The following is a 17,758-nucleotide window of genomic DNA, read 5'->3' as shown; positions in this document are numbered from 1 at the left end:
CATCCTTTTATATATTTGCAATACAATATCTATCCTTCCATAAAATCCAATCCCCATAGAAAGGAGTAACACCATCAAATTAAGCTAAGCATTTACCTGTGAAGAAGGAGTCCTTTGTATAGTATCTGAATCATCGTTGAATCGCTTTTGTATAGCCCAAATGACTCCCATTAGAGTGATTCCGATTAAACTGCTAATAATATTTGGCGTAATCATCATTAGACCTGCCACAAACATGATCAAACGTTGCCACATTGTTGATTTTTTAACAAAATAGCCGATCATGGCACTGCTGAGACCTACCATTCCAATTATCGCTGTGGTGATAGCTAATACAAATTTTAATGGCGTAACATCTTCTAATACCAGAATAGGATTGTAGATGATGATGTAGGGTATAATAAAAGCCGCAATCGCCAATTTGACAGCCGTTACCCCTGATTTAAAAGGATTTGCTCTTGCAATCCCTGCACCCGCGTATGCTGCTAAGCAAACTGGAGGTGTAATATCAGCAACAATTCCAAAATAAAACACAAACATGTGCACTGCGATTGGGACTAATCCGAATTCATTAATTAATGCCGGTGCAGCTACGGTTGCCGTAACTACATAGTTTGCAGTTGTTGGCAGCCCCATCCCAAGAATGATACAGGCAATCATGGTGAATATTAAGGCTAAGATTAAGTATCCGTTCGATAGTGCCAAAATTCCCGCAGCAAATTTTGAACCCAGCCCTGTAATACTTATAACACCAGCAATAATACCTGCGGTGGCAACTGCTGCAATAACCGGTAATGCTACTCTTGCGCCCTCTTCAAGCACAGTGACTATCTTTCGTAAGGACATGCGTGTTTCTTTACGTGCAAAACTTACGAGGAATGCTGAAACAATACCTAATAAAGCAGCACGTTGTGGGCTAAACCCTACTAAAATGGTTCCAATAATCATAAAAAGCGGGATTAGCAAATATCCGTATCGTAGGATCAGTTTACGAAAAACTGGTAATTCCGATTTTGGTAATCCCAGAATGTTTAATTTCTTTGCTTCAAAGTGGGTTCCAATAAAAACTCCGGTAAAATATAATAATGCCGGAACTGCTGCTGCCAGCATAATGGTGGAATATGGGACACCAAGGTATTCCATCATAATAAAAGCTGCCGCTCCCATTAATGGTGGCATAATTTGGCCACCCGTAGATGCTGATGCTTCAGTTGCAGCTGCAAATTCAGGTTTAAATCCAGCTTTTTTCATCATGGGAATAGTGAAGGATCCGGACGCAACGGTGTTTCCAACCGAGCTCCCGGAAACCATTCCCTGCATGGCACTGGCAGCAACCGCTGCTTTTGCAGTTCCTCCCGTAAGTCGTCCAGTTAAAGCAAAGGCCATATCATTAAAAATTTTACCTATATTGGTGTGTATAAGCAGTACTCCAAAGAATAGGAATAAATAGATATATTTAGCTGAAATTTGAATTGGTGTTCCAAATACGCCACTTTCTTGAAACCATAAATCTGTACTTACCCGGCTAATAGAAAATCCGGGGTGGGATAATATTTGCGTAGGGATATAATTTCCGAAGACCGCATATAGAAGCATAGCGGTTCCGACAATGACAATCGGTAGCCCTACTGTTCTTCGTGTTGCTTCTAACACTAAAACCATACCTAAGATGGCAATGATAATGTCAATGGTACTATAACCAGATATTCGGCTTTGTAAAATAGGACCAAAGAAAATTACTTTATGATAAGTTACATACATAGCAGTAAAAGCCAAAATAACATCATACCAGGGGACGGTAGCTTGTTTCTTTTGTAATCCTTTTTTGGCCGGAAACAAAAGAAATATTATCCCCAATGCAGTGCCGAGGTGTATGGCACCCTGCTTTTGGGAAGGCAGAGTACCAAAGTACCCGGTATATAAGTGAAAAAGTGTTAACGATACACCAAGCAAAGTAACTACCCACGCCCATTTACCAATCTTTACGCGAAAGTGACTTTCCTTATCATATTTCTCCAATATTTCCTCAGCATTTACTGTGTTTATTTTTTCACTCATCGATTCACCTCTATTCATTAATGGGAGATAATCACTAGTTAATGACTATACTCCCAATGGTGTTTACTCAGGTTTCAAATCATCGAAGCTCTCAATACCTGTACTTTCCAACGTGACGATTTGAACGATTTCAGGGTAAATATGACCGATGAAAGCCGCATTATCCACGTTATTATCTTTAAAGTCTCCTGTTCCATTTATCGCTTCCAACGTTGGAACGTGAACAGCCATTCCCAGATCCATATTGCCATCTCGAATACTTGCCAAATTCTCTACAGAAGCGCCTGTTTCGGTGTTGGTAATACTTACATTTTCCAGATGTTTATTCCATACATTGGCCATTTCACCACCCAATGGGTAGTAAGTTCCCCCTTGACTACCGGTTCCTAGGATAAGTTCGCCTTTTGTCTCTTCAACGTTCAATTCGGCCACCGGATTATTTACGGTCAATCCTTGCTCCTCATAATATTTCTTGGCACCTGGGTGGATTGGTATCCCCTCAGATCCTTTTAAAGCATTTTTAATAATCATGTGTTTGGATTGTGCATGTGTATTTTCATCAGCATTTTCAATCATGATTTTTGCCAGATTGTAGCCTAATTCTTCACTGATTGTATTTGTATTTCCAACCAGGATCGCATAAGCAGCCACTGTGTTCACATCCGATTCCAAAAACTCATATGTATCTTTCGGAATGGTGTATTTACTATAACCGCTGTTTTCCTCAATATGTTTGATGGCTTTATCAGAAAGTCCCAGCATCTTCACTTCTCCAGTTGTTGCTTCCAAGTTTTGAATGCTGGCAGCAGGAGAACCAAGAATTCCAATTGAGACATCGATATTACCATCCTGCACACCGTCAGCCGCATCACCAAAACCTTCCTGATATGGATTGTAGTCGCCTTCACCAATGCCATATGCTTCAAGTATTAACGAGGATGCTGAATTTGTCTCACTTGCAGGGGGACCAATCGCAATGTTCTTTGCTCCTCCACCGCATGCACTAAGGAACAATACCAGACCGGCTAAAACTGAAAAAGTGCTAATAATCCGTTTCTTTTTCATTCTAATTCCATCTCCCTTGTATTTGTTTGATAACGCTTACAAATGTATCGGAGAAGTAAACTCAGAGAGGTATGGCAAACCAGCGCTACCTTAAAATTAAATATGTGCTAAAAGTTGTGAAAAGTCAAACAAAAGAATATTAACTTATCTTATTTCAAAAAAGATAAAATTATAAGCTGTTTAGTACGTTTTTAAAAGCTGCAATTGTTTTCTCTATTTCCTTATCTCTGTGGCTTATGGACATGGAATATCGATTCATCGGTTTAGAGTATATTCCTTCATCTAATAAATGCTTATCGATTTTTCTTCGGGTATCAAAGTCCGATTCCTGGTAGTCCCGGTAGTTTGAAATTTCATTTTCAGATAAAACCATGTTAAATACGGATCCCAATCCCACAGTTTGCATAGGAATACCTTTCGTATAAAATAAGGCCTCTAATTGTGTCTTCAATTTTTCAGTTCGGTTTAGTACTGTTTCAAGCTCTTCTTCCAATATTTCAATTGTTTTTAACCCGACAGCTAATATCATGGGATGGCCATTATAAGTGCCACTGTGAAACAATACATCTTTTGAGTTTAATGGTTCAGACGTTATATTATCAATAGGTGAACTTTCCATCAGGATTTCCTTTTTACCGCCAACAACCCCCATTGGAAATCCACCGCCAATGACTTTGCCCAGTGCAGTTAAATCAGGTTCTACATTATAGTAGGACTGTGCGCCGCCTAAGGTTATCCGATACCCAGTCTTTACTTCATCAAAGATCAATACAATATTTAATTCTTCCGTTATTTTTCGAAGCTTAGTCATGAATCCATGTTCTGCAGGTATGAACCCACCTTGTATGGGCTCTATCAATACAGCGCCAATTTCATTTGCATGTTCTTTTAAGATATCAAAGGCTGCTTCATCATTGAACGGCAGTATAATAGTTTGCTCAGTCTGTGAAGGGGAGATCCCTTTAGATGACGGGACCGCGTTCGGTTTCTCTTTTTGTCCGGCATCAGACGTCTCAGGGTCGACACTTAACAGAACTTCATTATAGCCACCGTGATAGTGCCCTTCGAATTTTGCTATTTTGTGTTTACCGGTGTATGTAGCTGCAAACCGTAATGCTAATAAAGTAGCCTCTGTCCCTGAATTCGTATATCGAAGCAGTTCGATACTAGGGAAATGCTCTTTGATTTTCTCGGCAAAGGTTATTTCTAATTCATGGGGGGTGCCGTACAACCAGGTCCCATGGTTGTTAATGTGAGACTGCATGGTGTCGGCAATTTCAGGATGACCATGACCAAGCATGAGGGATCCATAAGACAACAAGTAATCGATATATTCATTTCCATCCACATCTGTTAGATATGCCCCGGCGCCATTAGACATAAAAAGTGGATATGGTGGAAAATACTTAATATTTGCTGTCACTCCACCTGGCATAACTCGTTTTGCGCTTTCATATAAATGTGCAGATTTTTCAGTTGTTAATTTAACGTGAGACACTATAACCGATACCTCCTCATGTCTGTAATAATCAAAATATTTATTGTACTCAAAATGATACTACCTCTTTATTGACAAATCCAATTCGGTTCTTTTATAGTGTCATTAAAATTCTTTATAGAATGGAAGCGATTACATGAATCTGGGCCAACTTGAGGCTTTTGTTTATATTTCCTTAACCGGTAGCTTCAGTAAAGCTGGTGAATTGATGTATGCATCACAACCATCGATTAGTTCCAAGGTTAAAGCACTGGAAAGAGAATTGGATGTTTCGTTATTTGAAAGAGTGAATAATAATGTGTTTTTAACCGAAGAAGGAAAAGTGTTCCTTCCTTATGCCCAAGACATTATAAAAAATATGCAGGACGGAAGAATGGCTATTAAAAAATGCAATACTGAAGTACTGGAAGGGGAAGTGCATATCTCAGTCGTGTTTTCAGGCACTGAATATTTCCTCCCAAAACTTGTCCATGATTTCAACAAAAAACACCCGAATATAAAACTAGTGATTCATAGTGGCCATTCAGATCAAGTCATGAATATGGTGTTAGAAAATGAGGTTTCTCTTGGAATTGTTCGGTCCATTTCACATCCGAAAATTGAATCAATACAACTGGAGGAAGACGAAATTATTTTAGTTTATCATCCTGATTCACTGAAAGGTTACGAAAAAATAGAGATGACTGAACTCGTAAAACATCCACTGATTTTATTTAAAAGGGAAACAATAGATTGGATTCTTATCAACAATGCCGTTAAAAAAACAAACCTGGAACCGAATATCATCATGGAAATAGATAGCATCGAAGGCGTAAAACAAATGGTGAAAAAGAACGTTGGCTTTTCTTTCCTGCCCCGCTTTTCTGTTGAACGGGAATTAAACACCGGAGAATTAAAAACAATGGATGTTAAGGGTATTCCAAGCATTCACCGGAATTTTGAGCTTATTTACAAGAAAGGTTTTGAGTTGGACAAGATAACTGCAGTTTTTAAGGATTTTTTGTTGGGGAGTTTGGAGGAAAGGTGATGTGGTAAGGCATGTGGATGGTTCTGTTACTTTCTGGGCAGTTAGTTTTATCTATAATTAAATGATTATAAAAAAATAAGCCTAAGCGATTATGGCTAAAGGTTAATTTAGTAATCGTCCTGATTCTTGGACATGGAGCAGGATCAGGTTGCGGCCACAGTTGGGGATATCTCAACTTGGATTATAGCTTCCAAATGTAGTAGAGAGCATACAATTAGCTTCAGGAAAGCAACCCAAAAAGGAGCATTCCTCGGAGAAAACGCTCTGTTAAAAATTGTTATAATTACGCAAAAGAACTTGAACAAGGTGGGATCGGTCATATCCAAAACTGGTCCATTGTTATGAATGAACCAACTCCTTCTCCAAGAAAATCTAAAAGAAAGGGCTTTTTAATGAACTTCCACACTTTATTTAACAAGCCCTCTATTTCCCACTTATATATCCTATAACCAACCTTTTATCTCTATCCACCTGATTAATTATATAATTAAAAATTATGTTAAAATTATCTGAATTGGTATTCTCTCAGTGAATTGCTTTATATCCTATTTTCCGCCTCTTCCGCTTAATTAAATGAAACACTTTTACTCATAATTTTAATCAGAAAATCTAGCTTATATTTCTAGTAATTAAAGAGAGAGGATTTATATATCGGCAGTAGCTGAAGATGCAGAGTTATTGGTAGGTTATTTGCTAATCCTGAATATTTTAAAGGAGGGTCTACTTATGGAGAAAATATTTAAGACAGTTACAGACACACTTAAAGAAGGTGTGATGATTGTTGACTCTAATTTAGAATTCATTTATGCAAACAAGGCTGTTAATTCAATTGGTTTGAACAATGATAAAGTCATAGGAAAATCAGTTTTCGAAGTGTTTCCAGATCTAAAAAGAGAAAACAGTACTTTTATAAATGTCTTTCAATCAAAAAGACCCGTGCTTGACGAACAACGAACTTTTATTACCTACAGAGGAGAGAAGAAGACAACCATTACTTCTACCTATCCTATAATAGACGAAGGGACGTTTGTTGGTGCTTTTGAAACATTTCGAGATGTGTCTACCATGCAAAACTTGGCGGATGATTTAAAAAACTTACATATACAATATAGGCAGGATATTAACCCAAAACCCACAGGAGTGACACCAGTTATAGATACTAATGATTTTATTGGAGAAAGTCCTGAAATATTGAAAATAAAATCAGAATTAGATATCTATGCAAAAAGTCCTTCGCCTATTCTTATTTATGGAGAAACGGGGACTGGAAAAGAAGTACTTGTAAAAGCTATCCATGAGTCATTCATGAACGGAACAAAATTACCATTAATAACACAAAACTGTGCTGCCATTCCAGAAAACTTACTGGAATCCTATTTATTCGGTACCACAAAAGGGGGGTTCACAGACGCAACTGATAGAGAGGGGTTATTTGAATTAGCAAATGGTGGCATTCTATTTCTGGATGAAATCAATTCTTTTCCTATGAACTTACAGGCCAAACTTTTACGGGTCATACAAGACCAAAAGATTAAAAGAGTAGGAGACACAAAAGAAATCCCTATAAACGTTAAATTAATTGCTGCTACAAATGTTGCCCCTGAAGAATTACTAATCAACAATGAACTTCGTGAAGACCTTTATTATCGATTAAGTGTGTTGAATATAGAACTGCCTCCTTTACGTAACAGAAGAAAGGACATCCCTATTTTAATAAATCACTTTATAGAAAAGTTTAATGAACAGTTTGGAAAGAGTGTAACTGGACTGACAGATGAAGCAATTGATAAATTAATCGGTTATACTTGGCCAGGTAATGTAAGAGAACTTAGAAATGTTATCGAACGTCTTATGAATAAAAAAGATACAGGGGTAATAGGTGGACAGGATATCCAATTTAATAATATTTCTAGAGGATCCTATGTGATTGAGAAGAAATATGCTTTCACTCCTTCAGTAGAATTAGATACCACTCAAACGTTTAAGGAAAAGATACAGGATGTTGAAAAAATTATTATAAAAAATGAATTGCAGAATACTTGGGGAAATATCTCAAAAGCTGCAAGAAATTTAGATATGCCTCAACAAACTTTAAGTAATAAAATAAAAAAATATGGTTTAGAGAATTATATATTAAAAATTAAGTTACTCAAAAATGAGTGACTACTAAATTTAACTATATTACTTTAGGTAAATTTATTTCTCTATAGTGTTAAAACCCTGATAATTCAGGGTTTTAAATTTTGGCATGTTTTTTGCAACATAGTTATTAAATAACAAAAAAGGAGGAAGTTGAAAATGAAACGATACGAATATACAATTTTACCGGAATATTCACCTTTATATCCTAGCTTGCCTTACAGGTACAAGGATTATCAAAAAGTAAGTGTTTATTGTCGAGGTGATCGAAAGGGATTACAACAATTTTTACCAAAAGAATTTGAGTTAACGTCAGATATTTTTGAGGTGTTTGTATTACAAAATAATGAAATAGAGGGGTTGGATTTGTATAGTGAAGGCGGAGTTGTGATTCCTTGCTCCTATAAAGGAATAAATGGTGCTTGCGTTGCTTTCGAATATGTTGACCAAGATGATGCCTTGTGTGCAGGTAGGGAAATATGGGGATATCCCAAAAAATTAGCAGAAGTCACCTTTGATGTAAACGAAGGGAATATTACAGGTAGTATTACCAGAAGAGGAAAGAAAATTATCGATATTAATTTTGAAAAGGATTCAAAGGAAGTAAAACAACCTGTTCTAAGTCCGCGACTTCAAGTTAAAAGAATGCCGCATCCTGAATTTAAAGGAACGGATTTAAATACCATCATTAAAAATGAGTTACAAGATACAGAAATTAAGAGAAAAGTATTCGGTAATGCTACCTTAAATATTGAGGAGTCGGCAGAAGACCCATTAAGTGAACTAGGTGTTAAGGAAGTTATAGGTGCTGTTTATATTGAAGGAGCTTTTACACTTACTTATGGTGAAATTGTTGAAAATCTTAAGTAGTAAAGTATGTGTAGGAGATTATAAGCTATATTTTGAAAGCGATTTCTGATTGGGGCAAAAATATAAAAGAATCATGGATATCTAGTTTTTCTAAAGTTCATAAAATGGAGGGATATATAGTATGGATAACTTTTTTTTGATCTGGTTCCTATATATTATTGTGCCGATTTTAGGTTTTCTAGCAACGTTCATTTTGGCTAGGAGAACAAATAAGAGGAGGGAAGAATAGTGTTAACAGTATTTGTTATATATTTAGTCATTGTCTTCTTAATTGGTGTCCTGGCAGAAAAATTTATATCAAAAAGTGAAGAAGGCTTTTATTTAGGGGATAGAAACTTTGGCCCTTGGGCGACAGCTATAAGTGCAGGCGCTACCGATACTAGTGGGTGGATATTTATTGGAGCTGCTGGCGCATCCTATATTTCCGGAATAAGTACGATGTGGATGTTGCCAGGCTTTATTATCGGTTATCTTTTAAATTGGTTTGTTGTAGGGCCAAGGTTAAGAAAAGAGGGAAAAGAGTTAGGTGCCTTGAGTATACCTGATTACTTTAGTCTAAAATTAGATGACGGCAAAAATATTTTAAAAATAGTTTCAAGCTTAGTAATTATTATTTTCTTTGTGGCTTCGATGGCTTCCCAACTAACAGCAGCGGGAAAGACTCTTGATGCGACAATATCTTTTGACTACAATATAGGTTTAATTCTTTCAGCAGCGTTTGTTATTGGTTATGCAATTTTTGGCGGTTATAGAGCTGTTGTCCTAACAGACCTTACGCAGGGTTTAATCATGTTAACAGTCCTGCTTATATTTCCTTTATATATGATTTTCTTTGAGCTTGGAGGGCCTGCAAACTTTTTTAATACACTTCAGTCAATTGATCCATTACTAGTATCTTCAATTGGAGGAGCAACAGGAGCAGCAGGTTTTGGTATATTCATCGGGCTGTTTGCTTTTGGATTAGGAGAACCAGGTCAGCCACATATAATGCAAAGGTTTCTATCAGCAAGAGATGATAAAACAATTTCTCAAGGATCTTTTATAGCTATGTTCTGGGTAATTGTAGTTATGACTGGATCGAATTTATTAGGTCTGATTGGGAGAGTTCTAATCCCAGCCATAGATGATCCAGAATATATCTTTCCGAGATTGACTATTGAGACAATGAATCCATTGCTTGCAGGTGTTGTATTAGCTGCTATATTTGCAGCAATCCAGTCTACATTTTCTTCTCAAATTATGGTCTCAACCCAATCTTTTGCAAGTGATTTTCTTAAAGGAATATCAAAAAAGACATATACTAATAAACAATTAATGTTCATCTCAAGAATAACAATGGTTACACTTGGTATCATTGCAACTTTCATAGCACTTTTGAATATCCAATCTGTTTTCGCACTGGTTCTTTATGCTTGGGCAGGCTTAGCAGCAAGTTTTGGGCCATTGCTAATTTTCCTTTTGTATACAAATGTTGTTACAAAGGCAGGGGCTCTTTCCTCTATTTTTACAGGTACTTTTGTGACAATAATTTGGATTAACACTCCATGGGTAGCATATCTATATGAATTAATCCCTGCAACCATTGCATCAATAACTGTATTACTTTTAGTTAGTAAATTAACAAAAAGGACAGATTCCATAAATGATGAATTGAAATCCACCAAGGAGGCTAAATATTATGAACAGTAACACCGGTTATAATGTTCCAGTCCATGCTCCCCTATTTCCAGACCCATTCGTGCCTTACACATGCAAAAATTATGTATCCCTTTTCGTTATTGCAGAAGTTCGCAAAGATGAGTTAAAGCGAATCCTCTCTTTTACACCATTTGAATACGTTGATAATCAAATGGTTATTTCCGTTTCAGACTTTAGTAATACCGATAAGGTTTCCTATATGGATTGCGCAATGGTGATTCCAGTAAAATATAAAGATAAGTATGGTGGTTACTATATTTATGAGTATGAGAACAAGGATGCGGCAATAGCTGCAGGAAGGGATTTATGGGGATACCCAAAGAAATATGCTGAGATAACTCTGAATCAGAGTAATGGGGAGTACCGTGGGATTGCAAGAAAGGATGGAAAGGTAATAGTAGATATAAAAACGAATATAAGAGATAAAACGGATAGTATTAATGAGCCTGTAACTACTCCGCATTTAAATATACGTACTACTCCTAGGCCTAGCGGTGGAATACAGATGCAAGAAGTTATCGAACGTGACACATCACCGGATTTTGTATTACATGATAAATTTTACACACATAACGCGGAGCTTCAAATTAATGCATCCAGTACAGATCCATTAAATCTATTAAAGCCTTTAAATATTATAGGGGGCGGAGTCGTAAAAGGAGACTTTTACGCAACTGAAGAAAATGGTTGGGGAAGATTGTTAGAAACCATTGAACCTGACGGATAAATCTATATTTATTACCATTTATAAAGTCAATATAACAGTATAAAGCGATATTTCACTGAGGCGTGATGCCCAATAAATATCGAGGAATATACAGCGTTATACCTCCGCTGCTGCTGGACAGTTGATTACTCATTTCCTAAAAGAAATTGATTCTGCTTCAACGAATCTTCATTTTTAAAGCTAGGTTCTAAACATGATAGATAAGGGTCTTATAAAAAACATTGGCGAGAAAACTTATTATTATACAATAAAAAAATATCCTCTGACAGAGGGGCGGAGGTATAGATTAAATGATGCTTCGGGGAACCGGCTAGAAGCGCTGTGTCAAATTTATAGGAATGCTAAAGAACTTTCCGTAAATAAGAGGCGAGATGTATAGCGGATGAAGTGTGTTCAAGTCCTTTCCTATTAGGGGGAAGGGCTTTTTATTTTCTCAAGAAGGTATTTTCGTCAAAGATAAATTGAATAGCATTTTATTTTATAAGCAGTCCCAGTATGCGAAGAAGAACAGGAACCGTCCCCGTGCTTAAAAAAGGGTAGCCACATAAGTGACTACCCCGGTTTGTTCATTTTAAAAAGATGAATCTACTTGCTTGTTTTCATGCTTTTCGTATTCCTTCATATAGTTAATTCTGCGTTGTGCGGAGGTTTGACTGACCTGCCCATCTGCGTGATAGGAAGATCTGACAAGCGGACCGGATTCACAATGTTTGAAGCCTTTTTTTAAGGCAATTTCTTTTAGCTCGGCAAACTCATCGGGATGGTAATATCTTTCCACCTTTAAGTGCTTTTTTGTTGGCTGCAGATATTGTCCAATAGTCATTATGTCTACATTATGTGCCAGGAGGTCATCCATAGCCTCAATAATTTCCTCTTTTGTTTCACCAAGTCCAACCATAATGCTCGATTTAGTTGGTGTGTTTGGTGCAATTTCTTTGACACGTTTCAGTAATTGCAGCGAGCGGTCATACATGGCACGGGCGCGAACTTTTTTGGTCAACCGGCGTACTGTTTCAATATTATGGTTGAAAATATCCGGTTCACTATCCATCAAGGTGTGCAGGCTCTCGTAATCGCCCTTCATATCAGATGGTAAAATTTCAATTGTGCCACCAGGATTTTCGCGACGGATAGCACGTACTGTTTCCGCGAAAACTGCCGCACCGCCGTCGTTTAAATCATCTCGGGCTACCGCAGTTACTACTGCATGCTTTAAGCCCATTATACCTACTGACTCCGCAACACGTTGAGGCTCGCCCCAGTCAAGTTCATTTGGAAGTCCTGTTTTTACTGCGCAGAACCGGCAGCCTCTTGTACATGTGTCGCCTAAAATCATAAACGTTGCAGTTTTTCTTTCGCTCCAGCATTCATGGATATTTGGACAACGTGCTTCCTCACAAACGGTGTTTAATTTCTTTTCGCGCATTAGTTTTTTTAAACCATTATACGATTTGTTGGTATTAATTTTTGTCTTAAGCCATTCTGGTTTACGTATGTATTCTTCTTGTTTAGCCACCGTCAAACACTCCTTTGATGATATAAATTCCATTCTTCCTGGGTATATTTTGATTTTGCTAATTCATAAACCTCACTCCACTGACTGTCTGAAAGCTTAAGCGGAGTGAATTCCAGATTTAGCTCTTCCTTGAACCCTTTTTGAAATGCATCTTTTAAATCATCGTATGTATGCTGCTTCCTGGTGATCTCATTTATGGTAATTGCTTTTTCAGAAAAAGTGTTACGCTTCTTTTCTCTTATTTTTTCATTTGGAAACTTAAACAAATCAAATAACATAGTTGTATTCATACTCATAGGAATCGATCCATGCTGCAGGAGCACGCCTTGTTTTCGCGTCTGGGCGTTTCCAGAAACTTTTTTGCCATTTACGAGCATTTCATAGAATGCAGGCTTTTCAAAACAGACATCCGTTCTTTCCGCTTTTTTCTCCGGGGTAGCATAATCTGCTTCAATACCTAACTGCTTATAACCTTCCAGAACACCTTTTGATAAGACATAATAGGCAGCCTGGATGGATGTTGGAATATAGTCCTTATCCTCTGAAACGACGATACTATAAGTCAGCTCATCATCATGCAATACGGCACTGCCACCGGTTAACCGTCTTACGAATTCACATTCATGCTTTTGCATGTTGGAGAAATCAATCGCCCGTTCAGCATTCTGAAAATGTCCTACAGAAAGACTGGGTTTCGACCAACCATAAAACCGTAAAGTTGGAGGTATTTTCCCCTCTCCGTGCCAGTCAAGCAATTTCTCATCGAGCGCCATATTAACTGACGCACTATTAAAGCCTGTATCAATAAATCCCCATGTCTCCTTCAAATTGTGTTCACCTCCATATTCTGGTGGTACAAAAAAACTGCATTCCTGTAGTGGAGTGCAGTAAATTTGCGTGATGTTTAATGAAAATACACAAATTCGACGGCACTTCCCCACGCTAGCATTACCATAGTTCGGGTATGAGGGTCAGAACAGGTAAGTTCTTCTCAGCTATATGATAGCTCCCCTAGTGCTATATCAACATGCAATTTCTATGACTATTTTAACGAGGTAAAGCAGGAATGTAAAGCGAGAACGGTTCTCCCGTTTCCTTTCGATTAGATCTGTTTTATCAGGTGATTCATTTTGTGGCTACTCACTATCCCTACGTTTGATAATGGTTGATGTCAATGTTATTTTATTTGGCTGAATTCTCCAAATAAATAGTGTCTAAAAAACTCTCACAAATACTTGACTCAATCCTTTAAGTTAGGAGAGTTTCTTTAAATTGGATTTTAAATCAAAATAAATATATTCAGGTCATTCAAATCTGGATGGCGGATTTTCTCGAAGGGTTGGATGGGACAATTTATAGCCATGATAATTTCCCGTGTAAGTTTTTTAAAAGATGCGATTGACAGGGATGGTAAATTAGAACCCCATAAAAACTTTTATAAAATCGAATAGATTTTGTTAGAGAAACTTTTAATGCCTTCTATCAAATCTGCAAGACCAGGAATTTTCTCAGACGACAATTTCGTTTTTATTTTGGATTGGAAAGGAGATCAACATGAGAAATAGAGCAGATATGTTTCGCAAACGAAGAAGCAAAAAAAATATCATCCTTAACTCGCTTATAATTTTAGTTTTTGCACTCATATTAATTGTCGGAGCAAACCTTATATTTGGGGGTAATGATACTGCCAAAGACGGCGAGACCAACGATGCGTCTGACAGTGATCCTAATAAGGAAGAAATGAAAATCACGGAAGATGAAAATAACGAGCAGCAATCCGAAGCAAAAGGTTCTAAACAAGAAGAGAGCAGCAATCAAGATGAAGATGAATCCTCCGAGCAAAACGAGGATGCGATTGACCAATTGGAAGTTGAAGAAGGCGACGATACCGAACGTGATGAAAATAGCAGTACCGCACAGGAAAACCAGGATGACAATCAATCCCAGCAGGATGATAGCGGTCCGAACGAATCCCAGATTGGAAAACCCATCGGCACTTCCCAGACCGGTGAGCATACGTCCAGCTACGAAAGAGGAACAGTCGATTGGAATGAAAAAGTAAAAGCGATAAAAATGGCAACCGGTTTGGACGACAGCATGACGCTTTGGCGACTGGAAAACGGCGGCGGACCACACAAATCAGTCGGCAAAGTCAGCCCTGACGGTGTCCAGGATTGGATGTACGTTGTTAACCTCCAGTGGGTTGATCAGAAGGGGTGGAAAGTAACGAGTGTTGAACGAAAGAGCCGGTAAATAGGGTTAAGCTTTCATGTATTTGAAATGAAAACCGTAAGAAAAGTGAATTACCTAATACCTGGCCCACTGAGTAGTTTCTCATTTTACTTGGTGGGTCTTTTACTGTGAAGGTATATACTTCTATCAAACAAGTGGAACATTTCGGGTAATGTTCCAGTAGGTTCACCGTTTCGGGAGGAATGTTTGTATAAAGGATTCCATAGATGTGTTTTCTTTTGCCGAACTGGCCTGCCCTCCGTTCGCATACATTCTGTTGTGGCATCCTTTTCTGTTTTTTATATTTTTCTTTAGGCAGAAGGCCCAGTTTCGGCTCACTAAACAGAATGTCTGCTAGAAAAAACAGGGGTTTTTTGTAGTTGAGCGTTTATGTGACTGTAGAAATCCTAACATTGGCTCAGCAATGGCCTATACCTGTATAGTTGTATATACAAGAAAGGATGATTAGATTGCAACAGCAAATCAAACTCGTAAATAGACCAGTTGGCACGCCGGTTAAAGAAGACTTTGAATTTACGCAGGCGCCCATCGGTGAGCCGGCTGAAGGTGAAGTACTTATTCGGACCAACTATATTTCTGTTGATCCATATTTAAGAGGCAGAATGAATGATGTGAAGTCTTATGTCCCTCCATTCGAGTTAAATACGGTTATTTCAAGTGGTGTGGTTGGACAGGTAGTTGAATCAAAATTACCGAACTATGAAAAAGGTGATATCGTAACAGGTATGCTAGGATGGCAGCAATATTCGGTTGCTAAGGAATCTGAGATTCGAAAAATTGATACGAAACTTGCTCCAGCGTCTGCTTATTTAAGTGTTTTAGGGATGACAGGTTTGACGGCTTATTTTGGATTGCTGGATATTGGTCAGCCTAAAGAAGGTGAAACGGTTGTTGTATCGGGAGCGGCTGGTGCCGTCGGTTCTATGGTCGGTCAAATTGCTAAGATTAAAGGCACACGTGTTGTGGGAATTGCTGGTTCTGCTGAGAAAACAGATTACCTTATAAATGAATTAGGATTTGATGCAGCAATCAATTATAAAACAGAGGACGTACCAGCTGCGTTAGGCAAAGCATGTCCGAATGGAATTGATGTTTACTACGAAAATGTTGGCGGTGAAATCGGTGATGCCGTACTTCCTCTGTTGAATAAATTTGCGCGTATCCCCGTATGTGGGGCAATTTCCGCCTATAATAACAAAGAAGCTGATGTTGGCTTACGTGTTCAAAGCTATTTGATTAAATCGAGCGCTTTAATGAAAGGTTTCACAGTTGGCGATTATTCTGAGCGTTTCAAAGAAGGTTTAGAAGCGTTAGCTGGATGGCTGCAGGAAGGAAAAATACAGTACGAGGAAACTATTACAGAGGGGTTTGAGAATACGATTGATGCTTTTCTTGACCTGTTCAAAGGTGCAAACTTAGGGAAAGCGATCGTGAAAGTATCTGAGATAGAATAAACGAAAGATGCGTTTCCTTAATGGAACGCACCTTTGTTTTTCAATGAGTCAAGGGACCTGTCCCCATGATTCAAAGCCCCAACAGGTTAAAATCTATCCGTGATTTGCTATAATAGGAGTTGTATATTCAAAATTTTGATTTATGCTATCAATGAATTTATTCTATTATACAATCAGGAGGTTACTATGAGTCGTATTATTAAACCTGAGTCTCTCCACTTGCAAGCCTATAATTTAATTAAACAGGGAATTTTAGAAGGGGAGTATAAACCTTCGGAGCGTATAGTTGAGGCGAAAATGGCTGAAAAACTGGGGATTAGCCGTGGTCCTATAAGAGAGGCCATCCGCATGTTAAGTCGGGATGGGTTACTGACATATAATGATGGGTTAGTCCGCGTATATTTGCCGTCTGTCCAGGATGTTGTGGACATATTCCAGTGTCGCAGAAGTTTAGAGATCCTAGCAATAAGCCTTTCTATCAAAAATATTTCTAAGGACGAAAAAGAACAATTATCAAGAAATTTAAAAGAGACCGCAAAAGCCTCCGAACGAGATATCGGAATTGAGTTAGGGAAATTGGATCAGGAGTTCCACGATATAATTATAAATTCATCTAAAAACCATCAGCTTATTGAATTGTTGGGAGTAATTCGTACGAAAATCCACTATATGCGAAACAGTATGGTGAATGGAGATTTTTATCCTTCGTTTGTCGAGGAACATGAACGTATTTACAAAATCTTGCTTGATGGTAATGAGGAAGAAGCGGAAGAAGTTATGAGGCGTCATATAAATAAAGGTCTGGAAGGTGTTCTGGAACACATCAAAAGTGAATAGGAAAGCACGTATGAAAAATCTTAATCCAACTCATTGATTAAGGTTTTTTATTTTTTTTCAACTTAGTTAACTGTTAACTGTTGACTAAAATTATTTATTATTGTAATATTTCAAACAGATTATACTATTGCGATAGTTAAAAAATTGCAAACACTAGAAAAGCCATTTAAGTTTTTTTAAAACCTGAAATGAAAGCGTATACATAAGGAGGGGGGATTCGGTGAAAAAAGGTTTACATATAGGCAGTACTGCGTCAATAAATGTGGAAGTTACGCGTGATATGTTTGCACAGTTTGATGAAGAGGTGGTCCACCCAACCTACTCTACGGTTTCTATGGTATATCACATGGAACTGGTTTCCCGAAAGCTTTTATTACCCTATTTGGAAACTGATGAAGAAGGTATGGGAGCATCTGTCACGGTAAAACATATTGCGCCTTCTGGGTTAGGTTCAACAATTGATGTTACAGCCACTGTTTTAAAAGTGGATGAGCGTGCAGTTGTAACCGAAGTTCTTTTGAAAAATGAGCATGGAATAATCGGTAAGGGAGAAGTAAAACAGGCCGTTATTCCAAAAAAGGTAATTAACGAGAGAATTGGAAGCTGACATAAAATT

14 protein-coding genes, 1 pseudogene and 1 riboswitch are annotated in these 17,758 nt (G+C 37.8%); of the genes and pseudogenes, 10 read left to right on the top strand and 5 right to left on the bottom strand.

What is annotated here, in order from left to right; all coding sequences use genetic code 11:
• Nucleotides 1–84 precede the first annotated feature (84 nt).
• The 3 genes from ACFO3D_RS06785 to ACFO3D_RS06775 form a co-directional block, all read right to left on the bottom strand.
• Nucleotides 85–2,058, bottom strand: coding sequence for a TRAP transporter permease (locus ACFO3D_RS06785; RefSeq protein WP_390294110.1), 1,974 nt, complete (start codon nucleotides 2,056–2,058; stop codon nucleotides 85–87).
• Between the two features lie 63 nt (nucleotides 2,059–2,121).
• Entirely contained in the window at nucleotides 2,122–3,123 is a 1,002-nt protein-coding gene (locus tag ACFO3D_RS06780; RefSeq protein WP_390294108.1) for a TAXI family TRAP transporter solute-binding subunit, read from the bottom strand.
• A gap of 169 nt (nucleotides 3,124–3,292) precedes the next feature.
• On the bottom strand, nucleotides 3,293–4,621 hold the full coding sequence (locus ACFO3D_RS06775; protein WP_390294106.1) for an aspartate aminotransferase family protein: 1,329 nt from the start codon (nucleotides 4,619–4,621) through the stop codon (nucleotides 3,293–3,295).
• A gap of 136 nt (nucleotides 4,622–4,757) precedes the next feature.
• Here ACFO3D_RS06775 and ACFO3D_RS06770 point away from each other — a divergent pair, with 136 nt between their 5' ends.
• From ACFO3D_RS06770 to ACFO3D_RS06750, 6 genes and pseudogenes are all read left to right on the top strand, one after another.
• The gene (locus ACFO3D_RS06770; RefSeq protein WP_390294104.1) at nucleotides 4,758–5,648 is read left to right on the top strand and encodes a LysR substrate-binding domain-containing protein; all 891 of its coding nucleotides are present in this window, start codon (nucleotides 4,758–4,760) and stop codon (nucleotides 5,646–5,648) included.
• Nucleotides 5,649–5,864: 216 nt separating this feature from the next.
• Nucleotides 5,865–6,097: pseudogene (locus ACFO3D_RS18910) on the top strand (hypothetical protein); the annotation flags it as partial.
• A gap of 277 nt (nucleotides 6,098–6,374) precedes the next feature.
• Nucleotides 6,375–7,811 carry a sigma-54 interaction domain-containing protein gene (locus ACFO3D_RS06765; RefSeq protein WP_390294102.1) on the top strand — a complete coding sequence of 479 codons (1,437 nt, stop codon included), beginning with the start codon at nucleotides 6,375–6,377 and terminating at the stop codon, nucleotides 7,809–7,811.
• A 135-nt stretch (nucleotides 7,812–7,946) separates the two neighbouring features.
• Nucleotides 7,947–8,657 (top strand): acetoacetate decarboxylase family protein, encoded by a 711-nt coding sequence (locus ACFO3D_RS06760; RefSeq protein ID WP_390294100.1) that lies wholly within the window; start codon nucleotides 7,947–7,949, stop codon nucleotides 8,655–8,657.
• Nucleotides 8,658–8,885: 228 nt separating this feature from the next.
• Nucleotides 8,886–10,346, top strand: coding sequence for a sodium/proline symporter (locus tag ACFO3D_RS06755; RefSeq protein WP_390294098.1), 1,461 nt, complete (start codon nucleotides 8,886–8,888; stop codon nucleotides 10,344–10,346).
• Nucleotides 10,336–11,082 (top strand): acetoacetate decarboxylase family protein, encoded by a 747-nt coding sequence (locus ACFO3D_RS06750; protein ID WP_390294096.1) that lies wholly within the window; start codon nucleotides 10,336–10,338, stop codon nucleotides 11,080–11,082. Before ACFO3D_RS06755 ends, ACFO3D_RS06750 begins: the two co-directional genes overlap by 11 nt.
• Nucleotides 11,083–11,653: 571 nt before the next feature.
• Here ACFO3D_RS06750 and lipA read toward each other — a convergent pair.
• Together lipA and ACFO3D_RS06740 are read right to left on the bottom strand one after the other, a co-directional pair.
• A complete protein-coding gene (lipA, locus tag ACFO3D_RS06745) occupies nucleotides 11,654–12,598 on the bottom strand; it encodes a lipoyl synthase (protein WP_390294094.1) in 945 nt (314 codons plus the stop codon).
• Nucleotides 12,599–12,600: 2 nt separating this feature from the next.
• The gene (locus ACFO3D_RS06740) at nucleotides 12,601–13,425 is read right to left on the bottom strand and encodes a lipoate--protein ligase family protein (protein ID WP_390294092.1); all 825 of its coding nucleotides are present in this window, start codon (nucleotides 13,423–13,425) and stop codon (nucleotides 12,601–12,603) included.
• A gap of 90 nt (nucleotides 13,426–13,515) precedes the next feature.
• A riboswitch (TPP riboswitch) is annotated at nucleotides 13,516–13,621 on the bottom strand.
• Between the two features lie 531 nt (nucleotides 13,622–14,152).
• Here ACFO3D_RS06740 and ACFO3D_RS06735 point away from each other — a divergent pair.
• The 4 genes from ACFO3D_RS06735 to ACFO3D_RS06720 all read left to right on the top strand — a co-directional run bounded on the left by ACFO3D_RS06735 (nucleotide 14,153) and on the right by ACFO3D_RS06720 (nucleotide 17,749).
• Entirely contained in the window at nucleotides 14,153–14,851 is a 699-nt protein-coding gene (locus ACFO3D_RS06735) for a YrrS family protein (protein WP_390294090.1), read from the top strand.
• A 440-nt stretch (nucleotides 14,852–15,291) separates the two neighbouring features.
• Complete coding sequence (locus tag ACFO3D_RS06730; protein ID WP_390294088.1) at nucleotides 15,292–16,305, top strand: NADP-dependent oxidoreductase; 1,014 nt, start codon at nucleotides 15,292–15,294, stop codon at nucleotides 16,303–16,305.
• 186 nt (nucleotides 16,306–16,491) lie between these two features.
• Nucleotides 16,492–17,142 (top strand): GntR family transcriptional regulator, encoded by a 651-nt coding sequence (locus tag ACFO3D_RS06725; RefSeq protein ID WP_390294086.1) that lies wholly within the window; start codon nucleotides 16,492–16,494, stop codon nucleotides 17,140–17,142.
• A 220-nt stretch (nucleotides 17,143–17,362) separates the two neighbouring features.
• Nucleotides 17,363–17,749: a thioesterase family protein gene (locus ACFO3D_RS06720; RefSeq protein ID WP_390294084.1), complete on the top strand. Its 387-nt coding sequence runs from the start codon at nucleotides 17,363–17,365 to the stop codon at nucleotides 17,747–17,749.
• Nucleotides 17,750–17,758 lie beyond the last annotated feature (9 nt).

Source organism: Virgibacillus kekensis, assembly GCF_042654125.1.
GTDB classification, from domain to species: domain Bacteria; phylum Bacillota; class Bacilli; order Bacillales; family Amphibacillaceae; genus Lentibacillus; species Lentibacillus kekensis.
The sequence above is the reverse complement of the archived record's forward strand: the minus strand, read 5'-3'. Positions and strand labels throughout refer to the sequence as shown.